The 24375-nt window shown below is 64.9% G+C and carries 24 protein-coding genes; 9 read left to right on the top strand and 15 right to left on the bottom strand.

The features are described 5' to 3' along the window. Nucleotides 1-26: 26 nt before the first annotated feature. The 12 genes from QF092_RS07110 to QF092_RS07165 form a co-directional block, all read right to left on the bottom strand. Nucleotides 27-1661, bottom strand: coding sequence for an AMP-binding protein (locus QF092_RS07110; RefSeq protein WP_281468949.1), 1635 nt, complete (start codon nucleotides 1659-1661; stop codon nucleotides 27-29). Nucleotides 1662-1728: 67 nt separating this feature from the next. Further along, the gene (locus QF092_RS07115) at nucleotides 1729-3150 is read right to left on the bottom strand and encodes an APC family permease (protein WP_281468951.1); all 1422 of its coding nucleotides are present in this window, start codon (nucleotides 3148-3150) and stop codon (nucleotides 1729-1731) included. A 162-nt stretch (nucleotides 3151-3312) separates the two neighbouring features. Beyond that, nucleotides 3313-3792, bottom strand: coding sequence for a flavin reductase family protein (locus tag QF092_RS07120; RefSeq protein WP_281468953.1), 480 nt, complete (start codon nucleotides 3790-3792; stop codon nucleotides 3313-3315). 38 nt (nucleotides 3793-3830) lie between these two features. Beyond that, the gene (locus tag QF092_RS07125) at nucleotides 3831-5171 is read right to left on the bottom strand and encodes a glutamine synthetase family protein (protein WP_281468955.1); all 1341 of its coding nucleotides are present in this window, start codon (nucleotides 5169-5171) and stop codon (nucleotides 3831-3833) included. Then, a complete protein-coding gene (locus QF092_RS07130) occupies nucleotides 5168-5848 on the bottom strand; it encodes a TetR/AcrR family transcriptional regulator (RefSeq protein WP_281468956.1) in 681 nt (226 codons plus the stop codon). The genes QF092_RS07125 and QF092_RS07130 overlap by 4 nt, the downstream gene beginning before the upstream one ends. Then, entirely contained in the window at nucleotides 5845-6660 is an 816-nt protein-coding gene (locus QF092_RS07135; protein WP_281468957.1) for an alpha/beta fold hydrolase, read from the bottom strand. The genes QF092_RS07130 and QF092_RS07135 overlap by 4 nt, the downstream gene beginning before the upstream one ends. Then, on the bottom strand, nucleotides 6657-7274 hold the full coding sequence (locus QF092_RS07140) for an SRPBCC family protein (RefSeq protein ID WP_281468959.1): 618 nt from the start codon (nucleotides 7272-7274) through the stop codon (nucleotides 6657-6659). Before QF092_RS07140 ends, QF092_RS07135 begins: the two co-directional genes overlap by 4 nt. A 4-nt stretch (nucleotides 7275-7278) precedes the next feature. Continuing rightward, on the bottom strand, nucleotides 7279-8622 hold the full coding sequence (locus QF092_RS07145) for an acyl-CoA dehydrogenase family protein (RefSeq protein WP_281468962.1): 1344 nt from the start codon (nucleotides 8620-8622) through the stop codon (nucleotides 7279-7281). Beyond that, entirely contained in the window at nucleotides 8622-9671 is a 1050-nt protein-coding gene (locus QF092_RS07150; RefSeq protein ID WP_281468963.1) for a 2,5-dihydroxypyridine 5,6-dioxygenase NicX family protein, read from the bottom strand. The genes QF092_RS07145 and QF092_RS07150 overlap by 1 nt, the downstream gene beginning before the upstream one ends. A 153-nt stretch (nucleotides 9672-9824) precedes the next feature. After that, nucleotides 9825-10691, bottom strand: a complete 867-nt coding sequence (locus QF092_RS07155) for an NAD(P)-dependent oxidoreductase (protein ID WP_281468965.1) — start codon at nucleotides 10689-10691, stop codon at nucleotides 9825-9827. Next, nucleotides 10688-11317, bottom strand: coding sequence for an RraA family protein (locus QF092_RS07160; protein WP_281468966.1), 630 nt, complete (start codon nucleotides 11315-11317; stop codon nucleotides 10688-10690). The genes QF092_RS07155 and QF092_RS07160 overlap by 4 nt, the downstream gene beginning before the upstream one ends. Then, nucleotides 11314-12012, bottom strand: a complete 699-nt coding sequence (locus tag QF092_RS07165) for a fumarylacetoacetate hydrolase family protein (RefSeq protein ID WP_281468968.1) — start codon at nucleotides 12010-12012, stop codon at nucleotides 11314-11316. The genes QF092_RS07160 and QF092_RS07165 overlap by 4 nt, the downstream gene beginning before the upstream one ends. Before the next feature lie 232 nt (nucleotides 12013-12244). Between QF092_RS07165 and QF092_RS07170 the strand changes: the two genes are divergently transcribed. From QF092_RS07170 to QF092_RS07185, 4 genes are read left to right on the top strand one after another with little or no spacing between them, the layout of a single operon-like run. Then, on the top strand, nucleotides 12245-13276 hold the full coding sequence (locus QF092_RS07170; RefSeq protein WP_337250662.1) for an ABC transporter substrate-binding protein: 1032 nt from the start codon (nucleotides 12245-12247) through the stop codon (nucleotides 13274-13276). Continuing rightward, a complete protein-coding gene (locus QF092_RS07175; protein ID WP_281468972.1) occupies nucleotides 13276-14091 on the top strand; it encodes an ABC transporter ATP-binding protein in 816 nt (271 codons plus the stop codon). The genes QF092_RS07170 and QF092_RS07175 overlap by 1 nt, the downstream gene beginning before the upstream one ends. Beyond that, nucleotides 14088-14936, top strand: a complete 849-nt coding sequence (locus QF092_RS07180) for an ABC transporter permease (protein ID WP_281468974.1) — start codon at nucleotides 14088-14090, stop codon at nucleotides 14934-14936. Before QF092_RS07175 ends, QF092_RS07180 begins: the two co-directional genes overlap by 4 nt. 2 nt (nucleotides 14937-14938) lie before the next feature. After that, a complete protein-coding gene (locus QF092_RS07185) occupies nucleotides 14939-15649 on the top strand; it encodes a GntR family transcriptional regulator (protein ID WP_281469824.1) in 711 nt (236 codons plus the stop codon). 6 nt (nucleotides 15650-15655) lie between these two features. Here QF092_RS07185 and QF092_RS07190 read toward each other — a convergent pair whose 3' ends face one another. Continuing rightward, a complete protein-coding gene (locus QF092_RS07190) occupies nucleotides 15656-16993 on the bottom strand; it encodes an ATP-binding protein (protein WP_281468976.1) in 1338 nt (445 codons plus the stop codon). Continuing rightward, on the bottom strand, nucleotides 16990-17649 hold the full coding sequence (locus tag QF092_RS07195; RefSeq protein WP_281468977.1) for a response regulator transcription factor: 660 nt from the start codon (nucleotides 17647-17649) through the stop codon (nucleotides 16990-16992). The genes QF092_RS07190 and QF092_RS07195 overlap by 4 nt, the downstream gene beginning before the upstream one ends. Nucleotides 17650-17797: 148 nt before the next feature. On the opposite strand from QF092_RS07195, the gene QF092_RS07200 reads away from it, so the two are divergent. Genes QF092_RS07200 through QF092_RS07220 form a run of 5 tightly spaced genes read left to right on the top strand, consistent with a single transcriptional unit; the run spans nucleotide 17798 to nucleotide 22211 of the window. Then, nucleotides 17798-18115 carry a PepSY domain-containing protein gene (locus QF092_RS07200; protein WP_281468979.1) on the top strand — a complete coding sequence of 106 codons (318 nt, stop codon included), beginning with the start codon at nucleotides 17798-17800 and terminating at the stop codon, nucleotides 18113-18115. Nucleotides 18116-18172: 57 nt separating this feature from the next. Next, nucleotides 18173-18538 carry a hypothetical protein gene (locus QF092_RS07205; RefSeq protein WP_281468981.1) on the top strand — a complete coding sequence of 122 codons (366 nt, stop codon included), beginning with the start codon at nucleotides 18173-18175 and terminating at the stop codon, nucleotides 18536-18538. A gap of 16 nt (nucleotides 18539-18554) precedes the next feature. Then, nucleotides 18555-19025, top strand: a complete 471-nt coding sequence (locus QF092_RS07210) for a DUF2271 domain-containing protein (protein ID WP_281468983.1) — start codon at nucleotides 18555-18557, stop codon at nucleotides 19023-19025. 11 nt (nucleotides 19026-19036) lie between these two features. Continuing rightward, a complete protein-coding gene (locus QF092_RS07215; RefSeq protein WP_281468985.1) occupies nucleotides 19037-21244 on the top strand; it encodes a PepSY domain-containing protein in 2208 nt (735 codons plus the stop codon). Beyond that, complete coding sequence (locus QF092_RS07220) at nucleotides 21225-22211, top strand: FAD:protein FMN transferase (protein ID WP_281468988.1); 987 nt, start codon at nucleotides 21225-21227, stop codon at nucleotides 22209-22211. The genes QF092_RS07215 and QF092_RS07220 overlap by 20 nt, the downstream gene beginning before the upstream one ends. On the opposite strand, the gene QF092_RS07225 is transcribed toward QF092_RS07220, so the two are convergent. Then, nucleotides 22208-24301 carry a GAF domain-containing hybrid sensor histidine kinase/response regulator gene (locus tag QF092_RS07225; protein WP_281468989.1) on the bottom strand — a complete coding sequence of 698 codons (2094 nt, stop codon included), beginning with the start codon at nucleotides 24299-24301 and terminating at the stop codon, nucleotides 22208-22210. The genes QF092_RS07220 and QF092_RS07225 overlap by 4 nt on opposite strands. Nucleotides 24302-24375 lie beyond the last annotated feature (74 nt).

Consider the following 24375-nt stretch of genomic DNA (forward strand, 5'->3'; position numbering starts at 1 on the left):
AAGGGCCTGAGTCGCGGATGGCCCCGTCAGGTTGGGTCGGTGCGCAGGCGGAAACGCTGGATCTTGCCGGTCTGGGTCTTGGGCAGGGCGGGGGTGAAGATCACGCGGCGGGGGTATTTATAAGGGGCGATCACGGATTTGACGTGGTCTTGCAGAAGTTTCACCATCAGCGCGTCGCCCGCCTGCCCTTCGGCGAGCACGACATGCGCCTCGACGATCTGGCCACGGTCTTCGTCCGGGGCGCCGATCACGGCACATTCGAGGACGGCGGGATGGGAGAGGAGCGCGGCCTCTACCTCTGGCCCTGCGATGTTGTAGCCCGCGCTGATGATCATATCGTCAGATCGGGCGGCGAAGTGAAAGCGCCCCTCGTCATCTTGCCAGAAACTGTCGCCCGTCAGGTTCCAGCCATCCTGCACGTATCTGGTCTGGCGGGCATCGGCCAGATAGCGGCAGCCGGTTGGGCCGCGCACGGCGAGGCGGCCCACCTCTCCGCTTGGCAATTCCTGCATGTCAGGGCCAACGATGCGCGCCTCATAGCCCCTGACGGGGCGGCCGGTGCAGCCGGGGCGGTGGTCATCAAAGCGGTTGGTGAGGAAGATATGCAGCATCTCGGTCGCGCCGATGCCGTCGAGCATGGGTTTGCCGGTTTTGGCCTGCCATTCGTCATAGACCGGGGCAGGCAGGGTTTCGCCTGCACTGACAGCGGCGCGGAGGGAGGAGAGATCGGCCCCTTCGGCCATGGCCTTCAGCATGACGCGATAGGCGGTGGGGGCGGTGAAGCAGATCGTGGCGCGGTGTTCTTGGATGATGTCGATCATGTTTGGCGGGCTGGCCTGTTCCAGAAGGGCCGCCGCCGCGCCGAAACGCAGAGGGAAGATCGCCAACCCGCCAAGGCCGAAGGTGAAGGCCAGCGGCGGGGAGCCGACGAAGATATCGTCGGGGGTGACGTTCAGCACCTCGCGCGCGTAGCCATCGGCGATGATCAGAAGGTCGCGGTGGAAATGCATCGTGGCCTTGGGTTCCCCGGTCGTGCCGGAGGTGAAACCCAAAAGCGCCACATCATCGCGGCCTGTGGGCGGCGGGGTGAAGCGGACGGGTTTCTTCAGGGCGATACGGTCCAGTTCGGCATCATGGTTGGCCGTGCCGTCGAAGCCCACGACAGTGTGGAGGACGCGGGAGTCCTTTTGGCAGGCGACGAGGTCCTCGATCAGGCGCGTGTCGCAGAGGGCGTGGGTGATCTGGGCCTTGTCCACGATCTTGGCCAATTCGCCCGCGCGCAGCATGGGCATGGTGTTGACGACCACGGCCCCCACCTTGGTGGCCGCAAGCCAGCAAGCGACCATGGCGGGGTTGTTGGCAGAGCGGATCAGGACGCGGTTGCCGGGGCGGATGCCGTACTCATCGACCAGCGCATGGGCGATGCGGTTGGACCAGTCCGTCAGTTCCTTGTAGGTGCGCGCGCGGCCATTGCCGATCAGGGCGATACGGTCACCAAAGCCGCGGTCCACCATGCGGTCCGTCAGTTCGACCGCGGCGTTCAGCCATTCGGGATAGGCAAAACCATCAAGCCGCAGCTCGGGCCATTGGTCGGGCGGGGGAAGGTTGTCGCGGGTGAAGCTGTCTTCGTGGCCCGAAGGGCCGAGCGTTTGGAACGACATGGCACACCTTGGAGAGCTGGGGGGGGTGCGGGGGGGCGGATGGCCGCCCCCCCGCCTTGTCACGGGGTCAGGCGCGGTTTTCGCCCATGCGGGCAAAGCCTGCCGGGTCCGCCTTTTCCAGCCGCAGCGCGGCCAGCCAGCCCACCACCGCCGCCAGCGGGATGATCGAGGGCAGCATCCAGCTCAGCCCGCCGCCCGCCGTTCCCGTCAGATCGCCAAAATTGGCGAAGATATAAAGGAACAGCGCCGCCATGATCGCCCCGGACAGTGCCGGCAGGATCAGGGTGGACATTGCCGGGGCTTCGCCCGCCGGCTGACGGCGGAAGAAGACGATCACGGCCAGCGACGTCACGACCATCATACCCAGCACGCCCAAGGTGCCGATCTGGCTGATCCATGTGAACATGTTCAGGATCGGATCAAGGCCAAGGCCTGCAAAGATCGCCAGCACGATCAGCGCGCCCACCGTTTGCACGACGGACCCCACATGCGGGCTGGCATGGGTGGCATGGGTACGGCCGAAGGCTGCGGGCAAAAGCCCCTCGCGCCCCGCGACATAGCTGTAGCGGGCGATGTAGTTGTGAAAGGCCGAGAGCGCGGCAAAGAGGCTGGAGACCAGCAGCAGCCCCGCGATGGGCGGGACCGGGCCGCCCACGTAGATATCGGCCAGCATGAAGAAGTATTCGGTCGGGTCGGCCAGACCGCCGATGGTGGGGATGAGGTTCTCTGCCCCGACGCCTGCGATCATCAGCCAGGTGGTGAAGACGAAGAACAGGCCGATCATCAGCACGGAAAGATAGGTCGCGCGGGGGATGGTCTTTTCGGGGTCGCGCGCCTCTTCAGCGTAGATCGTTGTCGCCTCGAACCCGATGAAGGAGCCAAGGCAGAAGAGGATGGCCGCGGTGAGAGAGCCGGAGAAGATGGCGTTGGTGTCAAAGAGATTGACCGACAGCCCGCCCGCATCCGTGGCCCCACCTGCGGCGAGGATGGCGAAATCGACGATCAGGACGATGAGGTATTCCAGCGCCACGAGGACGATCAGAACCTTGGCCGAGAGGTCCACCTGTCGATAGCCGAGGAGGCCGACAAGGGCGATGGCGATCAGGCTCCATCCCCACCAGGGCAGGTGGATGCCAAAGCTGCCGAAGACGCCTGCCGAGATGCCGCCCAGGAGGCCGATCAGGCCGAATTGCATGGCGTTATAGGCCGCCAGCGCGGTGAAGGCCGTGGCCCCCGCCCAGCGCCCGCCAAGGCCGCGCGCGGCATAGGCATAGAAGGCCCCCGCGTTCTTGACATGCCGCGACATGGCCACATAGCCCACCGCGAAGGCGAGCATGACCAGCGTCATGAAAAGGAAGGTCGCAGGCACGCCCGTGCCGTTTCCGATGAGGAAGGCGATGGGCACAGCCCCCGCCACCCCGGTGAGGGGGGCTGCCGCCGAGATCACCATGAAGGTGACGGCCAATAGCCCCAGCGAGTTTCGGCGCAACTGGTTTGCGCCGCCCCCCGTGTTCCCTGTTCCCGAAGTCCCTGTTCCCGAAGTCCCTGTTCCTTGTCCCATTCGAAGCTCCTTGTTGGTTATGGGCCACGGTCTTTGCGCCGCGTGCCCCAGGGTGACCCCGGCCTCTGACGGGCCGGTGGATGGTTTGCGTCAGACCTCGGGTGCCGGAAGATGCACCGCCCGGCGATAGGCGCGCTGGCCATAAAGCAGCGCGGCGGGGTGGTCTGACAGTCGGACGGCGTGGACGCGCCCGACGATGATGTGATGCGTCTCCCACAGCAGTGTGGTGGCGAGGCGGCATTCGAAAACCGCGGTCGCGCCCGCAAGGATGGGCTGGCCCAGCCTGCCGGGGGACCAATCCGCGCGGTCGAAGCGGGCGGATTGGTCCTTGCCGTCGCGCCCGGCGAAAAGGTCGGCCAGTGCCTGCTGGTCTTCGGCCAGAAGATTGGCGCAGAAGGCGCGGTTTCTCAGGATCGCGGCTGCGGCAGGGCTTTGATGGTGGAGGCAGGCCAGAAGCGAGGGCTGATCCCCATCCGCCGCGACGGAGGTCAGCGAGGATACGGTGACCCCTGCCCTACCCCCTTCGCCATCGGTGGTGGCAACGGCGACGAAGGTGGCGGCGCGGCTCATGCCTTCCAAGAAACGGGCGCGGAGGTCCTCCATACCCGTCATCCCAGATCGAAGAAGCGTTCCAGTTCCACATCGGGAACCTTGCGGCGGAATTCGTCATATTGGCCTTCGCGGGTGGAGGTGAAGGCTTCGACAAAGCGGGCGCCCAGCCAATCCTTGGCGAAATCGGAACCCCGCAGGCGATCGATCGCCTCGGGCATCGACCGCGCGAAATCGCGGGGCGGTGTCTGGGCATAGCCCGATCCCAGCGTTTCGGGGTCAGGCTCCAGCCCTTCGATGATCCCTGCCACCCCGGCGGCAAGGGTCGCGGCGGTGGTGAGATAGGGGTTGGTATCCGCCCCGGGCAGGCGGTTTTCCACCCGCAGGCTGCCCGCGTCATGGCCCACAACACGGAAGCAGGTGGTGCGGTTTTCATAGCCCCAAGTCAGGCCGGGGGGCGCGAAGGTGCCGGGGGCAAAGCGACGGTAGCTGTTCACCGTGGGCTGGAAGATCAGGGTCATATCGCCGATGTATTTCTGCAAGCCGCCGAGGAAGTGCAGGAACGTCTGGCTGATGCCGTTCTTCGCGCCCGGATCGTGGAACAGCGGCTGGCCCGCGCGGTTTTTCAGGCTGATATGCAGATGGATCGACTGGCTGTCGGCCTGTTCGTTCCAGCGCGGCATGAAGGTGACGGACCTTCCCTGACGCAGGGCCAGCGCGCGGATGAAGTTCTTCAGCAGCACAAGCTGGTCGGCGGGTTCCAGCCCTTCGCCTGCGCCGATGCAGGCCTCCATGAAGCCTGCGCCGATCTCTTCATGCATCTTGGCAAGGTCGATCTTCAGCGCCTCGCACATCTGGGCGATGGATTCATACCATTCTGTCTGGACGGCCTGATAGATCGTCAGGTCGTGGCTGGCATGCTGCGTCGCGGGTTTGAGGTTGCGGTATCCCTTGGCGCGGGCGCTTTCGGCGCTTTCGTCAAAGAGGGTATATTCCAGTTCCATTCCGTATTTCGGGATGAAGCCCGCCTCGGCCGCGCGGGCGAGGACGGATTTCAGGATCGCGCGGGGGCAGAGGCGCGCGCTTTCCCCGGTGAAGTTCGACAGGACCAGAAGATCATGCCCCGGCGTCGACCATGGCAGACGGCGAGTTGTAGCGGGGTCAAGTTGCAGGGGGTCGTCGTGGAAATCGCCCGTTTCGTCATTCACGCCGGGGATGGTGAGCAGGACATCCGTCGGGTCGAGCGAAAGCTGCGCAGGGGCCATGCCCATGCCGTTTTGCGCGATGCCCCGCAGGCTTTTGACCGAAACCATCTGCCCGCGCAGAAGGCCGTTGGTGTCGGCCATGGCGACGGTGGCAAAGCGGCTGGACGGATCGGAAAGATAGTCGTCGAGTGTCATGGTCCTGTCCCTGTGGTGTGGGCGCTTGCAAGCGCCTCTAGCTGTTCAAGATCGCGTGGCGGATCGGTGGAATAGGCGCGCAGGAAGACGCGCAGGCCGTTGGTGATGTATCGTGCCAGATCATCCCGCCCCGGCATGGCATCGGGGCGATAGAGGGCCTGTGTGCGGGGGGCGGAGAGGATCAGACCCCACAGGTCTTGCGCGGCGAGTTCGGCATCGTCGAAAGCAAGGCGATCTGCGGCGCGCTGCGCATCGAGATAGGCCATGATGCCCGCAAGCAGGCGATCCGGGCCGCTGGCTTGATAGGCGCGACCGATTTCGGGAAAGCGCTGCACCTCGCCGATGATGAGGCGGGCCAGCGAGAGCATTTCGGGGCGCATGACCACATCGGCATAATCCCATGCGAAGGCGTGCAGGTCATGGACCATGCCCTGAGCTGAGGGGTGTTCGAAGACAGTCATCATGCGGTCGCGCTGGCCCAGCATCATGGCCTGAAACAGCGTCTCTTTGCTGTCGAAATACTGGTAGAGCGTGGGTTTCGACAGGCCCACGGCGGCGGCGATGGCGTCCATGGTGGTCCCGGAATAGCCGGCCTCGGCAAAGACGCGCAACGCGCCGTCGAGGATGCGCCGCGTCCGTTCCATCCGGTTCTGTTCGCGGCGCGAGAGGGCGGTCATTTCGGCAGGCCCTGAAGGAAATCGGTCAGGTGGCGGGCATAGAGGCCCGGCTGTTCAAGGTTGCAGACATGGCCCGCACCTTGGATCACCTCGAACCGCACATCGGGGCGGCGGGCGCTGTCCCAGATGCGGCCTGCCACGGCGCGAATCTCGGACGGTGGGGCGAGGCGGTCATGTTCCCCGGTCATCATCAGGACGGGCATGGTGAGGCGTGCGAAATCAAAGCGTTCGCGCGGATTGGTGAAACAGAGGAGCGCGTCACGATAGGTGGGCGCGGTGATCGCGGACATGGAGGCCAGAAGTTCGGCCTTTACCGTTTCCGTGGCATCGGGGCTGGCCAGCACCTTGACAACGGCGGGGGCGAAATCGGCGGGCACTTGGCCTGCGTTCAAGGGCACTTCGCGGGACAGGCGGAAGGCTTCGCGTTCTTCTGGCCCTGCCTCGGACATGCCGGTGCAGCCACCGGACAGGACAAGGCCGTCGAGCATTTCGGGGTGGCGCATGGCAAAGGAAGTGGCGATCCACGACCCGTAGGAGAGGCCAACGAAGGTCAGGCGGCGGGCACCCAGCACATCGCAGATGCGCAGGATATCGGCGCAGTAGTCATCCACGGTGGACCCACGGGGGCCAAGCGTGCTGTCGCCGTAACCGCGCAGATCAAGCGCTGCGGCGCGGATATGGGGGGCGGCGGCGGCCAGTTGGGCGCGCCAATTGCCGCGCCCGCCGCCGATGCCGTGAAGAAACAGGCAGAGGCGATCATCGCCAAGGTCAGGGGTCAGGGAAAGGCCGAGGCGGGGGAGATCGTCGATCACCCGCTCTTCGATCTGGGTGGGGGGGGCGGGGGGGTGCGGGGGGGGGTCCGGGGGGTGTCCCCCCCCCCCCCCCCGCCCCCCCCCCCCGCGGCCCCCAACCCCCCCCCCCCCCCCCCCCCCCCCCCCCCCCCCCCCCCCCCCCCCCCCCCCCCCCCCCCCCCCCCCCCCCCCCCCCGGGGGGGCGGCCCCCCCCCCCCCCCGCCCTGTGCGAGGGCCGCGATCCCGGCCTGAAACACGGCGCGGGTTCCGTCGCAGATGGCTTGCAGGCGCGGTTGGGGCGCGGCGATCTGGGCCGTCCATGTCACGGTGCAGCCACCCGCTTCGGACGGGGTCACGGTGACGCGGGCATCATAAGCCTCGCATCCGGCGATGCCTTCCAGATGGGTATAGGCGAGCGTGCGGTCGCTGTCGGACAGATAGCTGCGCTGTTCGCGGTAAAGCGTCGCCTCGCCCTTCACGGTGAAGCTGCGGATCAGGTGGCCCTGCGCATCGCGTTCGGCGCGGATCGTGTCGATCCATGGATGCCATGCCCCGGCGAAATCACGGATCGTGGCCCAGACCGCCGCCGCGTCGGCGGGGCAATGGCCGTGGACATGGACGCCCTCGCGCGGCATGGCGCTAGCGCAGCCCCTTGAGAGCGCCCGCATCCCCGCGCCAGAGCGAGTTGCGCGCGCCGCCTTCGTCGCCGGGGGCTTCGTCGATCTCGTCCATGTCGTAGAGGGTGAGGATGGACAGGTAATCTTCCATGATTTCAGAAGTATAGGGCAGCATCAGCGCGCCGCAGCGGCTGTCGCGATACATCCGTTCGAGGGGGAGAGAGCGCAGCATGGATTGCCCGCCGCAGGTGCGGATGGCCATGCTGGTCATCTCGGCCGCGCCCTCCATCACGTTATATTGCGCGGCGTACATGCGCATCACCTCGGCCTTTGACGGAAAGCCCTTGGCTTCGGAAAAGGCCTGCCACCAGAGGGCGCGCATATTGGCGAGGCGGGCATACATCTTGCCCACCGCGATGCGTTTGGTGGCATACATGCGACGGTCGATCGGGGGTTGGCCGGGCACCTGACCCTTGAGATAGGCCACGGTAAAATCGAAGGCCCCCTGTGCCACGCCCATATAGGTGGGCGAAAGGGTTGCCATCATATGCGGCCAGTTGGGCAGGGTCTTGCCAAAGATGCCGCGCGGCATCAGCAGGTCATCCGCCGTCACGAAGACGTCCTTGAGGATCAGGTCGCGGCTGTTGGTGCCGCGCATGCCGAGCGGGTCCCAGTCGCCCTTGACCGACAGGCCGGGGGCATCCTTGTGGACGACGAAAAGCATCGTGTCTTCGTGCCGGGGTTCGATACCTTCAAAGACTTCGGTGCAGACGATGGTGTAATAGTCGCAATAGCCGGCGAGGGAGGCGAATTTCTTGAAGCCGTTGATGCGCCATCCCCCTTCGACGGCGCGGCATTGGGTCTGGTTCGGCTTCGAGGTCCAGTTCTGCCCGCCTTCGGAAATGGGCTGCGAATAGATCGCCCGTTCGGCCACGGCGCGGCGGAACTGGCGTTCGCGCAGGGGGGCGAAGGCGGCTTTCTCTTCCGCTGTCAGATTGGGCATTTCGAACATGAAGCGCGACCATGCCATGGACGAGTTGTGCATGTTGAAGGTCAGTGCGGTGGCCCCGCAATATTTCGCGATCTCGGCCCCGACCATGGCGTATTCCCACATGGAAAAGCCCATGCCGCCAAACTCTTCTGGGATGCAGAGGGTGAGGAAACCGGCCTCGGCCAGATCGCGGTAATTGTCCACCGGGAAGGAGGCGTCGTCGTCTACGGCCTTGGCGCGGGCGGCGAAAGTCGCGCCCATCGCATTGACCTTTTCGAGCATTGTCAGCACTTCGGGCCGGATGCGCGAGAGGTCGTAGTAATCGCCCGGATGGCTCATGGGCATGGCGGCGGCGATGGGGCGCTGTTCGGTCATCAGGCAAGCTCTCCTTGCAGAACGCCGTCGCGCACGACGACGCGCCCGTCGAGGGCGATGGTGCAGTTGCGCATCGGCAGGTCGAAATGGCCTAGCGTGTAGCGGCCCGCATATTGATTGGCGCCAGTGGACCAGAGGAACGATCCGGCAATGGCGCGGAATTCGACGGCCTGCATGTCGCGCTTGTCATACATCGCGGCGGAAACCCATTTCGCGCCGTGGTTCATCCCCCAGCCCACATGGGACAGGCCATAGGCGTTCCGGTCGCCCCATGATTCCATATATTCGCGGAAGTGGAGGGCATCGATGCCATCGCCACGGATCGCGGTGACGAAATCGTTTTCGATGGTGAAATCGATGCGGCTGGTGAGGAAGGTTTTGAACGTCAGGTTCATGTCGCCCACGTCCATCACGATGCGCCCGTTGACCGCATCCTTGCCGGGGAAAGCAAGGCAGAGGCCGCCCGGCCAATGCGCCACCGCGCCGGCGGTGGTGCCAAAGCCTGCGGTCCCGCCACAGGGCGCGCCCCGCAGGTTGACGGTCAGGTCGGTGCCAGCGGCGGAGGTGACGCGCATTTCGGACGCCTCGCGCAGCATCTGGATGCCGATCTGGAGTTTCACCGCATCCTCGGCCTTGGGTTCGGTGCGTTCAAGGATTTCGGGATGTTCGTTCGTGATGACGAGCAGGCGGGTGCGGCCTGCCTCTTCGATTTCGGGCCATTCGGGGGCGTGGATCAGGCCTTCGACGGTGCAATCGACGATGATGTCGACACGCTTGAGCGCCTCGATCACGGCGCGGTTGCCTTGGATCGCCCAAGAGGTGCCGGTGGATTTCACCGGGACGGGGGCGGTTTGCGGCGGCGTGGGCATGGAGATCATGCAGAAGGACGCGCCAAGGTCATGGGCGGCCAGTTCGGAAAGATGCACCAGAACCGGGCGCGACTGCGTTTCCGAAAGGATCGCGACCTCTGTCCCCTGCCCTATGCCGTTCAGCGCAAAGACACGCCGAAAGGCGGCAAGCCATTTGCCTTCGATGCGTTCCCGAAGCATCGCCACCATCCCTGTTCATTCGATTCGCATGCGCGAATTTCTTAACTTTGCAGTTAAGGTTTCACGGGGGCGGCGGATCTGTCAACGGAAACTTCAAGCTTGAAATATTAGGGTGGTTGGATTGGGGGGGGGGGCGTGTGGCCCTCTGCCCTATCAGCCTTCTGCGATGCGGCGGGTGAGGCTGGCCCCGTCAAAGCCGGACAGGCCGGAGGCGATTGCGGCCTCATAGGTGGCAAGGGCATCGGCGGCCAAAGGCAGCCCCGCGCCGTCGGATTGGGCAAGATCGAGCGCGAGACGCAAGTCCTTGGCCAGCCCTGCCAGATCAAAGGTGCCCGGGTGATCGGTGCCGCGCAGCGTATCGACCACGATCTGCGCACGGTTCTTCAGCACGGTGGGGCCTGCGGAACTGTCGGCAATCAGGCTTATGGCCTGTTCCGGGTCGATGCCCGCGCCGCGCAAGAGGCGCAGGCTTTCGCCCAAGGTCTGCCAATAGATTGCGAGTGGCAGGTTGACGGCGAGTTTCATGCGGGCAGCAGCGGCAGGGCTGCCCACGGCTTCGACACGGCGGCAAAGGCTATCGAGGATCGGGCGGGCGCGGGCGATGGCGGCATCCGTGCCGCCCGCCATGCCCAGAAGCTGCCCCTTGAGGGCGGGAGCCACGGTGCCGCCGACGGGGCAATGCACAAAATCCGCGCCGGCAGAGGTGGCCTGCGCGGCAAGCGCTTCGGCCATGGCGGGGGGAAGCGTGGACATGTCGATGACAAGCCGCCCATTGATCCCGGCGCTGGCAAGGGCGTCCATCACAGCCGTCGATGCGGTGGCATCGGTGAGCGAAAGAAGGATCGCGTCGCAGGCGGCGAGGCGGGGGATATCGACCGCCTCGGCCCCTGCCCCCATCGCCTCGGCCATCCGGTCGGGGCTACGGTTCCAGATGCGGACGGAATGTCCCGTTTCGATCAGGCGACGGGCGAAGGCGGTGCCCATGCGGCCGGTTCCGGCGATGCCGATGGTCTGTGTCATGGCGTGGCTCCGTTCAATCCCAATATTTGCAGGGTGGTTTCTCCGGCGCGGAGGCGGTCCATCATCCGGGCCTCTTTTTCCGTGCGGGTGGCGGCAGCGGCGAGGGCGGGGGCAAGATCAGAAGCAGGCAGGCAGACCAAGGCATCGGCGTCGGCGAGAATGATGTCGCCGGGGCGAATGGTGGCCCCGCCAAGGGTTATGGGTGCGCCGATGGTGCCGGGGTGACGTTTCGTTGTGCCGCGGATGTTCAGGCCTGCGCAGAAGACGGGAAAGCCCATGGCGGCGATCTGGGCGCTGTCGCGCACGGCGCCGTCTATGACAAGGCCTGCGATACCGCGCAGGGTGCAGGCAAGGGCCATCACCTCGCCGAACGGGCCGGAGGCAAGGCTGCCGCCGTAATCGACCACCAGCACGTCACCCGGACGGGCGGCGGCGATGGCAAGGTGCAGGGCAAGGTTGTCCCCCGGCTGGCAGATCACGGGAAGGGCTGGCCCTGCCAGCGCCATGCCGGGGGCAAGGGGGCGAAGGGGGCGGTCGATCAGGGTGGCAGAGGGCCACGCCTCGCAGAGCGTGGCCGTCCCATGGGCCAGAAGATCGGCCGCGCCCGTCATGGCGGTATCGGTCACGCAGCCTTGCCGCCGATGCGGACCTGCATCGGTTCAAGCCCATCGACCGAGCAATCCAGCACATCGCCGCTGACCACGGCGCCTACGCCTGCGGGCGTGCCCGTCAGGATGATGTCACCCGGCATCAGGCGGTGCTGTTCCGAGATCTTCGAGATGATCTCATCGACCTTCCAGATCATCAGCGAGATATCGGCATCCTGCCGCACGTCGCCGTTCACCTTGAGCGTGACATGCCCGCTGGTGAGGATGCCGCAGGCCGAGGCGGGGGTGATGGGGCCGATGGGGGCGGACATGTCAAAACCCTTCGTCACCTCCCACGGCATGCCCTTGGCCATCACTTCGGGCTGGTGGTCGCGGCGGGTCATGTCGAGGCCGACGGCATAGCCGTAGATATGGCTGTTCGCCTCAGAGACCGGAATGTTGTAGCCGCCCGACTTCAGCGCGACCACAAGTTCGCATTCGTAATGGAAGTTGTTGGTGAAGACCGGATAGGGGATTTCGCCGCCGTTTTTCACGATGGCATCGGTCGGCTTCATGAAGATCACCGGCGGGTCACGCTCGTCTGCGTTCATCTCATGGATATGGGCCAGATAGTTCTTGCCGATGCAGTAGATGCGCCGGACGGGGAATTTTTCATCCGATCCGGTGATGTCGAGATGGGCCTGCGCCGGGGGGGTAAGGGCAAATGCCGCCATGTCTGTCTCCTGCAAAGGGGGGCCGGGCGGCCCGAGGATTCGCTTCAATCTTCGGGCAAGGATTTCCCGCTTCGCCGCGCAGATCAAGATACGAAAACTGATTTTCGGATGTTTTGTATATTTTTTTGATTTTCACAACGAATCGTATAGCGTGAGGTGGAGAGCGCGCGGACGGCCCACCCGGACCGGCGTTCCAAGGGAACAAGACGAAGAAACAAAAGGGAGGAGAGACATCATGACCACGACAAGACTGACGCGGCGCGGCTTTGGCTTGCTGACTGCGGGGGGGGCGGCGGGCCTTGTGCTTGGTGCACCGGCCATCGTCCGGGCGCAGACGGCGGTGACCTTTGCGGTGCCCAACCCGTCCGCCCTGACTTGGCTGCCCTATTGGGTCGCTGTGGGCGAAGGCTATTTTGGGGAGGAAGGCCTTGACCTGCGGCTTGAGGCCATTGACGGGTCTTCCGCCGTGCTGCAGGCGATGTCGGCGGGTCAGGCGCAGATCGGCGCGCCGGGACCGGGGCCGACCCTTGGTGCGCGGTCGCGCGGGGTGGATGTGAAGTTCCTGTACAACCTCTATCCCAAGTCGGTCTTCGGCCTGCTGGTCAAGGATGAAAGCGCCTATCAGACCCCGGCTGATCTGAAGGGAACCGTGATCGGCGTGGGCACGGCGGATGGGGCGGAAGTGTCCTTCACCCGCGCGATCATGACCGATCTGGGGATGGCAGAAGGCGCGGATTACAGCTTCTTGCCCGTCGGTGATGGCGGCACCGCGGCGGTGGCCTTCCTGCGTGACGAGGTGGGGTCCTATGCGGGCGCGGTGTCGGATGCGGCGATCCTTGCCTCGCGCGGGCTGACCTTGCGCGAAATCACGCCCGAGGCCTATCTGGGCTTCTTCGGCAACGGCATTGCCATGCTGGAAAGCCAGATGGCCGCCACACCCGATCTTGCGCCGAAATTCGGCAAAGCGCTGGTGCGGGGGATGCGTTTTGCGTCCGATCCGGCGAACAAGGAAAAGGCGCTGGCGCATTGTGCGGCAGGCAACCCGCAGGAAGGCGAACAGGATTATGCGGCCTCGCTCTATGACGGGGTGGTGTTCCGCATGACGCCGACCGAGGCCTTTGCCGCGCAGGGCTTTGGCTATCAGCCGCCGGAGCATTGGCAGAAGATCCATGACAGCGCCGTGGCTTCGGGCGCGCTGGAGGCACCGCTGGAGGACCTTTCCGCTGTCTACACGAATGATTTCGTGGCAGGCTGGAACGCCTGATGACGATGGCAGAGCCCCGACCCATGACAGCAGAACCGGTCGCCCCGCGGCGACCGGTCTATGAGATCGCGCGGCTGTCGAAGACCTATGCCCGCAACCGCCTGACGGCGCTGACCGATGTGAACCTGACCCTGCATGAAGGGGAGTTCGTGTCGGTCGTCGGATCGTCAGGCTGCGGGAAATCGACATTGCTGAAGATCATGTCGGGGCTCTTGCCGCCTACAACGGGGCGGGTGATGTTGGCGGGGCGGCCCGTCACAGGCCCGCGTGACGATATCGGGATGATGTTCCAGCAGGCGACATTGCTGCCGTGGAAGACGACGATCGAGAATATCGTCCTGCCGATCGAAATTCGCGAAGGGCGCGCGGCGGCCAAAGCCGCCCTGCCCCGCGCACAGGATTTGCTGACGCTGGTGGGGCTTGGCGATTTCGCCAATGTCTATCCGGGCGAGTTGTCGGGCGGGATGGCGCAGCGGGCGTCGATCTGCCGAATGCTGATTTCGAACCCGGCGGTGCTGCTCTTGGATGAGCCGTTTTCGGCGCTGGACGAATTGACGCGCGATTTCATGAATATGGAATTGCAGCGCATCTGTGCAGAACAGAATGCGACGGCCTTCCTGGTCACCCATTCGCTGGCCGAGGCGGTGATCCTGTCGGACCGCATTCTTGTGATGAAGCCGCGTCCGGGGCGGGTGGTGGAGGAGATTGTGGTCGATCTGCCGCGCCCCCGCACGCTGGAGATGATCAACACCCCGCGCTTTGGCGAGATCGTTGCCCATATCCGTGACCTTCTGGGGAAGGAGGCCCATGAATGACAACCCTGCCCGATCCGAATGCCGATACCGTCTGGGTAGAGCGCGAATCCTTTATTGACCGTATCCCGCGCTGGGTGGCGATGCTGGCCCTGGCGGTGGTGGTGATCACGATCTGGGATCTGGCCACGGCGCGGATGGGATGGGTGTCGCCCATCATCCTGCCCAGCCCGGCCGAGACGCTGTCGGACCTGATCTTCGTGGGCAAGAACCTTTTGTCGGGCGATTACATGCTGGCCGCGCTATGGACGACGACGCGGACGGTGTTCTGGGCCTTTCTGATTGCTGGGGCGATCGGGTTCTCGCTGGGCGTTCTGGTGGGCGAGACGAAATTCGGCGAGCGGGCGGTGATGCCCTATCTGGTGGCCATCGACACCATGCCGAAAGTGGCCTTCGCACCACTGTTCATTGCGTGGCTGGGGTTCGACATTTCATCCAAGGTGGCGCTGGCGGCATTCATCGCGACCTTTCCCATCGTGGTGTCCACCGCCGCAGGCCTTTATGCCGCGAGCGAGAATGAACGCATGTTGTTCAAATCCATGGGGGCGACGCGCTGGCAGACCTTGGTGCGGCTGAAGCTGCCCACAGGCCTGCCGCATATCTTCACGGGGTTGAAGATCGCCGCCGTCGGCGTGATGGCTGGGGCGATCACGGGTGAGTTCTTGGGCGGCGGGCAGGGTTTTGGCGCGCTGATCCGGCAATCGGCCAGCCAGATGGATACGCCGCGTGTGTTCGCGCTGATCCTATATCTAAGCCTGCTGGGCTTGGCCCTTTATTTCACGGTCGTCTGGTTGCAGAAGAAGCTTGTGTTCTGGAACAAGGCAGATCGGCCCGGTGGAGTGATGTGACGATGAATGCCTCTGACAAGGGGTTGAGCGATCCCAGAAACCTGTCGGAACAGGCGCATGAGCGTATCCGGCGGGACATTCTGAATGGCGAACTGTTTCCCGGTGAGAAGTTGCAGATCGAGGCGATCTCGGAGCGCTATGCCATTGGGATCGCCCCGGTGCGCGAGGCGCTGAACCGGCTTTCCTCGGAAGGGTTGGTGGAACGCAAGAGCCAGCGCGGGTTCTTCGTGGCCGAGATTTCCATGACCTCGCTGGAAGAACTGGTGAAGACGCGGATCTGGCTGGAGACGCTGGCCCTGCGGGAATCCATCGCTCGGGCGGATGAGGCATGGGAGGAGGCGCTCGTTCTGTCATACCATCGGTTGGCGCGGACGGCGCGGCGGATGCCGGCCGAGGCGGGGCGAGAGCTTTCCGAGGAATGGGAACAGCGCCACAAGGAATTTCACCTTCTGCTGTTGGATCGGTGCGGGTCGGGTTGGCTTTTGGGGTTCTGTTCCACGATGATGGATCAGGCGGTGCGTTATCGCAGCCTGTCGATGAATGTGCATCCCAGCCTGCAACGGCGCGAGGGGGCAGCGGCGGAACATGAGGCGATCCTGAAAGCCGCCATCGACCGCGATGCCGATCTGGCCTGCAAGCTGCTGACGGATCATTACACCACGACCTTGGAAGGGTTGCGGGGCATCGTGGGCGCGTCGGAAGGGCCGGGCTAAGGCGGCTTAGCTGGGGACCTGTGCTGCACCGGGTAGGATGATGGTGGCGCAAAAGCCCCCTGTGCGCCCCGGCACGGGCGAGACGAGGTCGAGACGAACGTTGATCCGGCCCGCAATGGTTTGCACGATGGCAAGGCCAAGGCCGTTGCCTTCTCCTGCCCGACTGCCGCGGACAAAGCGTTCGGTCAGGGCGGCCAGTTGATCGGGGGGCACAACGGGGCCGTCATTGGTGACGGAAAGCCGTCCCCCGCCATCCAAACTTACATCAACATCGCCCCCGTCGCCGTGGCGCAGGGCGTTTTCGATCAGGTTGCGGGCAAGAATGGCCAGCGCGTCGGGATCGATGCGCGACAGCATAGCCGCATTCGGCAGGGAAAGGTGCAGGCGCGCGGCATCGGGGCCATGGCCGAAATCGCGCAGGACAAGGGATAGGACCGGGCGGATATCGGCGGGCTGATCGGTCAGCAGGCGTGCGCCTTCGGCGCGGGCGAGTTGCATCAGCCGTTCGGAAAGCCGGGTCAGGCGTTTCAGGGTTGCCTCGATTTCGTCGGCGCGGCGGCGCAGTTCGGCATCCTGCGTCTGCTGGCGCAGGCGCTGGACCTGCGCCAAGGCACCGGCAAGCGGGGTGCGCAATTCATGCGCGGCATTGGCGGCAAAGCTGCGTTCGGCGGCAAAGGCGCGGTCGAGCCGGGCCAGAAGATCATTCACCGTGGCGGCGATGGGCTGCAACTCGGCCGGCAGCCCGTCCATCGGCAGGGGCGACAGCGCCCCCGCTCCGCGCCGCGACACCTGTTCGCGCAGCCGGTCAAGCGGGCGCAGGCCGATGCCCAGCGCCGAGAAGATCGCCAGAAGGCTAAGGGGGATGGTGACCAAAAGCGGCAGGCCCAGCGCAAGCGCCGTTTCGACCCCAACCTCGCGCCGATGGGACAGGGGTTCCGAGATCGTCAGCAGGATCGTGCCGCGCACCGCTGCCTCGTGGTAGTAACGGCGGTCGGCATCGGAATGGAAACCCGGCTGATCGAAGGCTGGAAAAGCCGCAGGATCGGCGCGATGGGAGGTCAGGAGGATGGCCCCGTTGGCGTCGCGGATGACATAGGTGAAATGTTCCTCATGTTCGGCCAAACCCGTGATGCGGCGGGTGATGCCATCCTCTTCGCGGTTCAGAATATCGACCACGGCCAGTTGCAGGATGCGTTGCCCGGTTTCCTGAAGGGCAGAATCGAACACCTCGTCCAATTCGCTGGACAGAAGGCGCGCGGTCACCGCCGCCGTGGCCAGCCAGAGCAGCGTCACGATCAGCGACAGCGCGACGGCCGTCCGCAGGCGGATCGAGGCACCCGTCATGCGCCGCCCAGACGGTAGCCGAGACCCCGCTCCGTCACGATGACATCCGCGCCCAGTTTTTTGCGCAGGCGGCTGACATGAACCTCGATCGTATTGCTTTCGACTTCGGTGTCGAAGGAATAGAGCCGTTCTTCAAGCTGCGCCTTCGACAGAAGCTGGCCGGGTTTCTGCAAGAATGCCTCGAGCAGGACCCATTCCCGCGCGGTCAGCGTGACGGGCTTTCCAGCGCGCATCAGGCGGCGGGCGGCGATGTCGATGGACAGATCGCCCCGTTCGATCAGGGGGTTGGGATTTCCGGCATAGCGGCGGGATACGGCCCCGATGCGGGCGGTAAGTTCGGTGAGGTCGAAGGGTTTCACCAGATAGTCATCGGCCCCGGCATTCAGTCCGTCGATCCGGTCCGACACCTGATCCAGCGCCGTCATGATGATGACGGGCGTGCTGTCGCCGCGCGCGCGCAGGCTGCGCAGGAAGGGCAGTCCGCGCCCATCGGGCAGCATAAGGTCCAGAAGGATCAGATCATGGTGGGCGGTCGCCATGGCATCGGCTGCTGCATCCAGACGAGCGGCCCAATCGACGGAATGCCCTTCGCTTTCGGCCTGTTCGCGCACCGCGCCTGCGATGACGCGATCATCCTCGATCAGCAGAATGCGCATATCCGTTCCGTCCCTTGGGGGTCTGTCCGGCCTGTGGGCTAGCCTGCGAAGCTGACGCCAGCCTGAAGCGAAAAAATGGATCGCTTCAGGAAGGCGTCAGCTTCGCAGGGCAGAAGCGTTGCACGAAGCCCCTGAGGGAGTGTCACCCATGACCCGTCCGGCAACAAGCCGTCTTTGCGCCGCACTGGCCGCCAGTTTGGTTCTGGTGGCAGGCCCTTTGCGGGCGGATGACGATTGCGCGGTGCCGATGGCCGATTGGCAGCCGCGCGCCGCCGTCGAAGCAATGGCCGCTGCGCAGGGATGGCAGGTCAGCCGCATCCGGCTGGATGACGGCTGCTACGAGGTGATGGGTCAGGATGCCCAAGGGCGGTGGATCGAGGTGAAGCTTGATCCGGCAAGTTTGCAAATCGTCGAGATGGAATTCGAAGGCCATGGCGGCGGAAGCCATGGTGGCAATGACGACTGATCGCCTTGGGGCGGATCGGCGAGCAACGGCCCAACTGGGCAGACAGGAGAACAGGACATGAAACAGGCATTGGCCCTTATTCTTGCGGGATCAACCCTTGGCCTTGCGTCCGAGGCGGTGGCAGGCGGCAGCGTTCCGGCGGTGCATCGCTTTGTCTTTGAAGGCCCCGGTGCGCAGAGCGATGGCCCGGAACGCGCCTTGCGGGTGAGCGATGACGGAGAGGATGACGACGGCGGCTGGCTGTGGCGCGGGAATGGCGGCGGCAGCGGGTCGGGCGATGGCAATGGCGGCGGCAGCAGCGATGACTGTAACCGCGACAATCCAGCCTGCATGACAGGGAATGCGGCACCTGCCGGAAGCGTGGCCCCGCCGAAGAATGGGCTGTTCACCAACGGCACCGCGCCGCGCGCCGTCACGAATTGATCGAAAGGACCCAAGGATGAAACCGCTTCTTGCCGCGCTTGCGCTGACCACGGCGCTGGTTGTGCCGGGGCTTGCCCTTGCCAAGCCTGTTACGCTGACCACCACCCTGTCAAATTACGGCGGGCGGGGGGCCTATCTGGCCGTCTATGTCACCGACCCGTCCGGCGCCTATGCCGGCAGCCTGTGGATGGCGGGTGGAAAGTCGAAATATTACAAGCACCTGACGGAATGGACGCGATTCACCGGCGGCGATACGTTGGAGGTGGATGGCATCACGGGGGCCAGTGTCGGGGCTGGGCAGAGCCTGACATTGACGATGGACCTTTCCGATGCGCTGTTTGATGCAGGCTATACGCTGCATATCGATGCGGCGGTTGAGGACATGCGCGACAGCCCCAATGAGGTGGCTGTGCCCCTTACGACGGCAGGCGCGGGCGAAGCCCAGAAGGGCCGCCGCTATGTGGCCGATTTCGTTTACGATTTTTGACGGAGGACGCCATGCTGCGCCGCCTTCACCGCTGGCCGGGACTTCTGGCTGCTGTCCTGCTTCTTGCGCTGTCGATCAGCGGCGTGGCCTTGTCCGTCTTTCCGGCGATGGAGGCGATGTCGGCCCCGCCTGCCGTTCTGGAGCAGAGCGCGGGCGATCTGGCGGCACGGGTGCTGGCGGCGCATCCAACGGTGGAGCAGATCCGCCGCGCGCCTTCGGGGCGGATCACGGCCTATTGGTTTGATGGCGATCGGGCGGGGGCGGCGGTCATCGACCCGGCGACCGGGCTGGATGCCGGGACAGCGGACCCTTCGGCGGTGAAAGGGTGGCTGACGGATTTCCATCGTGCCTTTCTGATGGAGGATACGGGGCGTTGGATAGCGGCCGCGGCGGCGCTGGCGATGTTGGTGCTTGGCCTGACGGGCGCGGCGCTGGTTGCGGCGCGTCAGGGCGGCTGGCGGCGGTGGTTTGCGCCGATGCGTGGCCCAGTCGCGGGACGTTGGCATGGCGAGGTCGCACGGGTTGCCGCGGTGACCCTTATCCTTACGGCGCTGACCGGGCTGTGGATGACAGGGGCGACCTTTGGCCTTTTGCCCGATGATGCCGCCAATCCCGTCTTTCCCGATGCGGTGAGCGGTTCGGTCGGCCTGTCACCGGATCGGATGCCCGCCCTTGCGGCGATCCCGGTCCGCGATCTGCGCGATCTCACCTTTCCCTATGCGGGCGATGCGACGGATGCCTTTGCCATCACCACGGCGGAGGGGGCGGGCTATGTCGATCAGGGGACGGGGGCGCTTTTGGCATGGCAGGCGAATGGGCCTTGGGCGCGGATCGGGGAATGGGTCTATCTGCTGCATACCGGCGAAGGGGCCGCGATCTGGGGGCTGCTGCTGGGTTTGCTGACACTGGCCGTGCCTGTGCTTGCGGTGACAGGGGTTGTGATTTGGCTTGCCCGCCGTCGGGTTGGCGGTGTGCTGAAGGGCATGGCCCCGGCGGCAATGGCCGAGACGGTCATCCTTGTCGCCTCGGAAGGGGGAACGACATGGGGCTTTGCCAAGGCACTGGGTCAGGCACTGATACAAAAGGGGGGGCGAGTGCATCTGGCGCCGCTGGCCCCTTTTGCGCCGGATCGGTTTGCCAAGGCGCGGCAGATCGTGATCATGGCGGCGACATGGGGCGAGGGTGAGGCCCCTGCTTCAGCCCGTGGTGTGGTGGAGCGGATGGCCGCCCTGCCCCCGCATCCGGTGGCGCGGCTTGCCGTGCTTGGGTTTGGGGATCGCAGCTTTCCGTCCTTTTGCGGCTTTGCCGAAGACCTTGAGGCTGCCGCGCAAAAGGCGGGTTGGCAGGCGTTGCTGCCCTTGGACCGGATTGATCGGGCGTCGGCGCAGGGCTTTGCCCGTTGGTCGCGCGCCCTTGGCGATGCGTTGGGCATGGCGTTGGACGTGCATCACCAAAGCGCGCCGCCGCGCAGCACCGCGCTGACCCTGACCCGGCGGCAGGACCATGGCGAGGCGGTGCAGGCCCCGACCGCGATCCTGCGCTTTGCCCTGCCCCGGCGCAGTTTGATCGACCGTCTGATGGGGCGCGGGCTGGGGGCGTTTCGGGCCGGCGATCTGTTGGGCATCCTGCCGAAAGGGAGCCAGACGCCGCGCTTTTATTCCCTAGCATCGGGCAGCGCGGATGGGTTTGTCGAGATTGTGGTGCGCAAACATGCCGGGGGCCTGTGTTCCGGCCAGCTTTTGGACCTGATGCCCGGCCAGACCGTGCAGGCCTTTGTGAAGGCCAATCCCGGCTTTCGGACCGAAGGCGGGTCTGCGCCGTTGATCCTTGTCGGAGCAGGCACGGGGATCGGGCCGCTGGCCGGGTTCATCCGCGCCAATGACCGCCGCCAGCCCATGCATCTGTGGTTCGGGGCGCGGCATCCGGCATCGGATTTCCTTTATGGCGACGATCTGCGGGCGTGGCTGGGCGAGGGGCGATTGGCAGGGATGGCGACGGCCTTTTCACGCACCGGGCAGCGCCAGCATGTGCAGGATAGGCTGCGGGCAGATGCTGGCCAGCTGCGCGATCTGATGGCGCAGGGGGCGCGGATCATGGTCTGCGGCGGGCGCGAGATGGCGCAGGGCGTGCGCGAGACGCTGACGGATATCCTTGCGCCGATGGGGTTGACGCTGGCGGCGTTGAAGGAGGGGGGGCGTTATGCCGAAGATAGCTACTAAGGCGGATGTGACCCTGTCGGGGGCCACGATGGGCACGATTTGGCAGGTGGTCGTGGATGAGCCCCTGAGCGATGCGGCGCGGATGGCCTTGCAGGCCGCGTGTCAGGCGGCGGTGGATGAGGTGGATGACCTGATGTCCACATGGCGGCCTGACAGCGCGCTGATGCGGTTCAACGCGGCCCCCGTGGGCGAATGGCACGATCTGCCGGGGCCTTTGCTGGCGGTGCTGGAGGCGGGGCTTGCGATGGGGGTCGCCACGGAGGGGGCCTTTGAGATGAATGTCGGGGAGGCGGTCCGGGCCTGGGGGTTCGGGCCGGAACCCATCGATCTTGACGCTATCCGCAAGGCGAGCGGGCAGCCGCCCGTTTCGGCGCGCGATGCGCTGGCGGTTGATCGCTGGCTTGGGCGCGCGCGAAAGGCGGCGCCGATGATGTTGGACCTTTGCGGCATCGCGAAAGGATATGGGGTGGACCGACTGGTCGAGACGGCCCTTGCCCATGGCATTGCGCGCGCGCTGTGTTCCATCGATGGCGAAGTGCGGGCGCTGGGGTGCCGGGCCAATGGTCAGGCTTGGGCCGTGGGCATTGATGCGCCCGACGACGTGGAGCGCGGGGGGCATTCGGTGATCCTGTTGGCAGATGCGGCGGTGGCGACATCGGGCGATTATCGCCATTTCCTGACGATCCGGGGGACGCGGCTTTCGCATACGATCCAACCGGAAAAGGCCGCGCCTGTGGTGCAGACCCCGGCATCAGTGACGGTTCTGGCGCAATCCTGCATGCTGGCAGATGCGATGGCCACGGCCCTGATGGTGATGGGGCGGGACCGGGGGGTCGATCACGCACGAGAGGCGGGGATCAGCGCGCTGTTTCTGGACCGAGATGGAAGGGCGGTCGGCACAGGGCTGTTCGACAGCGCTGCCGAAACGGGCCACAGCCCCGATGCCAAGGCCCGCGTGCCCGCCTAGCCGGACGCAGTTGCAAGCAACATCGACGCTATCGCCTTCATCAGATCGGCGCGCAGGAGCGGCTTTGCCAGGTGGGTGCCAAAGCCGCCTGCCATGTAATCCTGCACCTGTTGGGGCATCACATTGGCCGTGACCGCGATGGCCGGGACGGGGGGAAGGCCGCGCGCCGCCTCGGCCACACGGATATCCTTTAGCGCTTCGAGTCCGTCCTTCCCCGGCATGCGAATATCAAGAAGGAGGATATCGAAGGGACGCCCCTCATCCTGCGCCTTTTGCCAAGCGGCGACCACTTCCATGCCATTTGTCGCCCCTACGATGGCGACACCCGTCGGGGCCAGCATTTCATTCAGGACAAGAAGGTTCGTCGGATTGTCATCCGCCACCAGCACGCGACGCCCTTTCAGCATGTCGAGATTGTTGATCGGCGGCGCGGTGGAGGGGGGTTCAATGTCCAACTCCACCTCATCAAGGGGGAGGGTCACGCGGACAGTTGTGCCGTCGCCCACGCGACTTTCAAGATCAATGCTGCCGCCCATCGACAGCACCAGTTGCCGGACGATGGACAGGCCCAACCCGGTGCCGCCAAAGCGCCGCGCGATGGAGCTTTCGGCCTGTTCGAAACTGTCGAAGGCGCGGGCCAGTTGATCCTCGGACATGCCGATGCCGGTATCGCTGACCTCGATCAGGACGGGACGACCGGGTTTGGATGACACGATCATCCGCACTTCGCCGCTATCCGTAAACTTGATCGCGTTGCTGAGTAGGTTGTTGATGATCTGGGTCAGGCGATGGGGATCGCCGAGCCGTGCCTGCAACCGCCCGCCGCTGCACAGCACTTCGAGATCAAGCCCTTTCTCTTCGGCCTTGATGCGATGCAGCGCTTCGATCCCGAAGATCAGGTCGGGCATGCGGATCGGCACCCGGTCGAGGGTGAGTTTGCCCGCCTCGATCTTGGACATGTCGAGGATGGAGTTCAGAACAGCGAGAAGCGTCTCGCCGGATTGGCGGATGGTGGCGACCATTCTCTGTTTCTCCGGGGTGGTGACCATGCTTTGCAGAACCTCTGCCATCCCCAGAACGCCGTTCAGGGGGGTGCGGATCTCATGGCTCATATTCGCAAGGAAAACGGATTTCGCGCGGCTGACCTCTTCGGCTTTCTCGCGCGCCTCTTCCAGCCTTTGGGTCGCAGCGAGACGTTCGGTGATATCTTCGACCGCGCAGACAACCGCGACGGGGAGGCCTTCTTTGATCATCGGTGAGGCGTTCACCGACAGGATGCGCCGCTGGCCATCAGGCCAGACGATGGCATGGCGAAAATCGCGAACGGGGGTGCCTTCGCGCAGCACCCGTGCAACGGGAAGATCCTCCACCGGGAAAGGGCCACCGTCGACGGCTTCGTGCCGCCAACGGTCATCGTCGAACTTGCGGGTGGCAATCTCGGACTCAGTCAGGCCCAGAACGCGGCGGCATTCGTGGTTGGTCAACGTGATCATACCCTGATCATTGATTGACAGCACGGCAACCGGGACGGTCTCAAGGACATTGGCAAGTTGATCTCGTTCATTTGCCAGATCGCGGCTAACGGCGTCGAGCGTCTTTGCCGTGGCCATCAGGCGAAGCTGGTCGTTCACGCTGCGACCAAGTCTTCGCAAGGAGTCGAGATCGTCTTCTGTCCAGTCGCGCGCCACGCTGTCGATCACGCAGAAGGAGCCGATCACCTCACCCGTATCGGACTGAATGGGCACGCCGAGATAGGATTCGACCCCCAGCAGATCGATCACGGGATTGCCAGCGACACGGGGGTCGGTGCGGGACTCGGTCACGCGCAGATGTTCTTTGCTTTCCACCACCAGACGGCAGAAGGAGTGGCTGAGCGGGGTCTGCCGGGTTTTGGACCATGGTTCCGGCAGGCCGCACTGGCTTTTGAAGAATTGGCGGTCACCATCGAAATCGATCAGGGAGACAAGGGAAACGGGCGCCTTCATCAAGCGCGTGGCGAGACGGGTGAAATTGTCAAACACATCTTCGGGGGGCGTATCGAGAAGCGCACGCGTCGCCGGGGACGTCACCGATCCAATGGGCCTGTTCAAGACGGGTCGCTCCTAAGATGCAGGGCAGGCTATTGGCGAACGGCCATACCCTTTATCTGCACCAAGCCGGGACA

It is taken from the genome of Fuscovulum ytuae (genome assembly GCF_029953595.1).
Lineage (GTDB): Bacteria > Pseudomonadota > Alphaproteobacteria > Rhodobacterales > Rhodobacteraceae > Paragemmobacter > Paragemmobacter ytuae.

What these genes read in the sequence shown, in the direction of transcription:
- QF092_RS07180 (WP_281468974.1), top strand. Translation starts at nt 14,088, where the DNA reads ATGACAACCCTGCCCGATCCGAATGCCGATACCGTCTGGGTAGAGCGC.
- QF092_RS07215 (WP_281468985.1), top strand. Translation starts at nt 19,037, where the DNA reads ATGCTGCGCCGCCTTCACCGCTGGCCGGGACTTCTGGCTGCTGTCCTG.
- QF092_RS07210 (WP_281468983.1), top strand. Translation starts at nt 18,555, where the DNA reads ATGAAACCGCTTCTTGCCGCGCTTGCGCTGACCACGGCGCTGGTTGTG.
- QF092_RS07120 (WP_281468953.1), bottom strand. Translation starts at nt 3,792, where the DNA reads ATGAGCCGCGCCGCCACCTTCGTCGCCGTTGCCACCACCGATGGCGAA.
- QF092_RS07155 (WP_281468965.1), bottom strand. Translation starts at nt 10,691, where the DNA reads ATGACACAGACCATCGGCATCGCCGGAACCGGCCGCATGGGCACCGCC.
- QF092_RS07205 (WP_281468981.1), top strand. Translation starts at nt 18,173, where the DNA reads ATGAAACAGGCATTGGCCCTTATTCTTGCGGGATCAACCCTTGGCCTT.
- QF092_RS07175 (WP_281468972.1), top strand. Translation starts at nt 13,276, where the DNA reads ATGACGATGGCAGAGCCCCGACCCATGACAGCAGAACCGGTCGCCCCG.
- QF092_RS07165 (WP_281468968.1), bottom strand. Translation starts at nt 12,012, where the DNA reads ATGGCGGCATTTGCCCTTACCCCCCCGGCGCAGGCCCATCTCGACATC.
- QF092_RS07130 (WP_281468956.1), bottom strand. Translation starts at nt 5,848, where the DNA reads ATGACCGCCCTCTCGCGCCGCGAACAGAACCGGATGGAACGGACGCGG.
- QF092_RS07125 (WP_281468955.1), bottom strand. Translation starts at nt 5,171, where the DNA reads ATGACACTCGACGACTATCTTTCCGATCCGTCCAGCCGCTTTGCCACC.
- QF092_RS07140 (WP_281468959.1), bottom strand. Translation starts at nt 7,274, where the DNA reads ATGCCGCGCGAGGGCGTCCATGTCCACGGCCATTGCCCCGCCGACGCG.
- QF092_RS07145 (WP_281468962.1), bottom strand. Translation starts at nt 8,622, where the DNA reads ATGACCGAACAGCGCCCCATCGCCGCCGCCATGCCCATGAGCCATCCG.
- QF092_RS07220 (WP_281468988.1), top strand. Translation starts at nt 21,225, where the DNA reads ATGCCGAAGATAGCTACTAAGGCGGATGTGACCCTGTCGGGGGCCACG.
- QF092_RS07150 (WP_281468963.1), bottom strand. Translation starts at nt 9,671, where the DNA reads ATGCTTCGGGAACGCATCGAAGGCAAATGGCTTGCCGCCTTTCGGCGT.
- QF092_RS07195 (WP_281468977.1), bottom strand. Translation starts at nt 17,649, where the DNA reads ATGCGCATTCTGCTGATCGAGGATGATCGCGTCATCGCAGGCGCGGTG.
- QF092_RS07200 (WP_281468979.1), top strand. Translation starts at nt 17,798, where the DNA reads ATGACCCGTCCGGCAACAAGCCGTCTTTGCGCCGCACTGGCCGCCAGT.
- QF092_RS07190 (WP_281468976.1), bottom strand. Translation starts at nt 16,993, where the DNA reads ATGACGGGTGCCTCGATCCGCCTGCGGACGGCCGTCGCGCTGTCGCTG.
- QF092_RS07185 (WP_281469824.1), top strand. Translation starts at nt 14,939, where the DNA reads ATGAATGCCTCTGACAAGGGGTTGAGCGATCCCAGAAACCTGTCGGAA.
- QF092_RS07110 (WP_281468949.1), bottom strand. Translation starts at nt 1,661, where the DNA reads ATGTCGTTCCAAACGCTCGGCCCTTCGGGCCACGAAGACAGCTTCACC.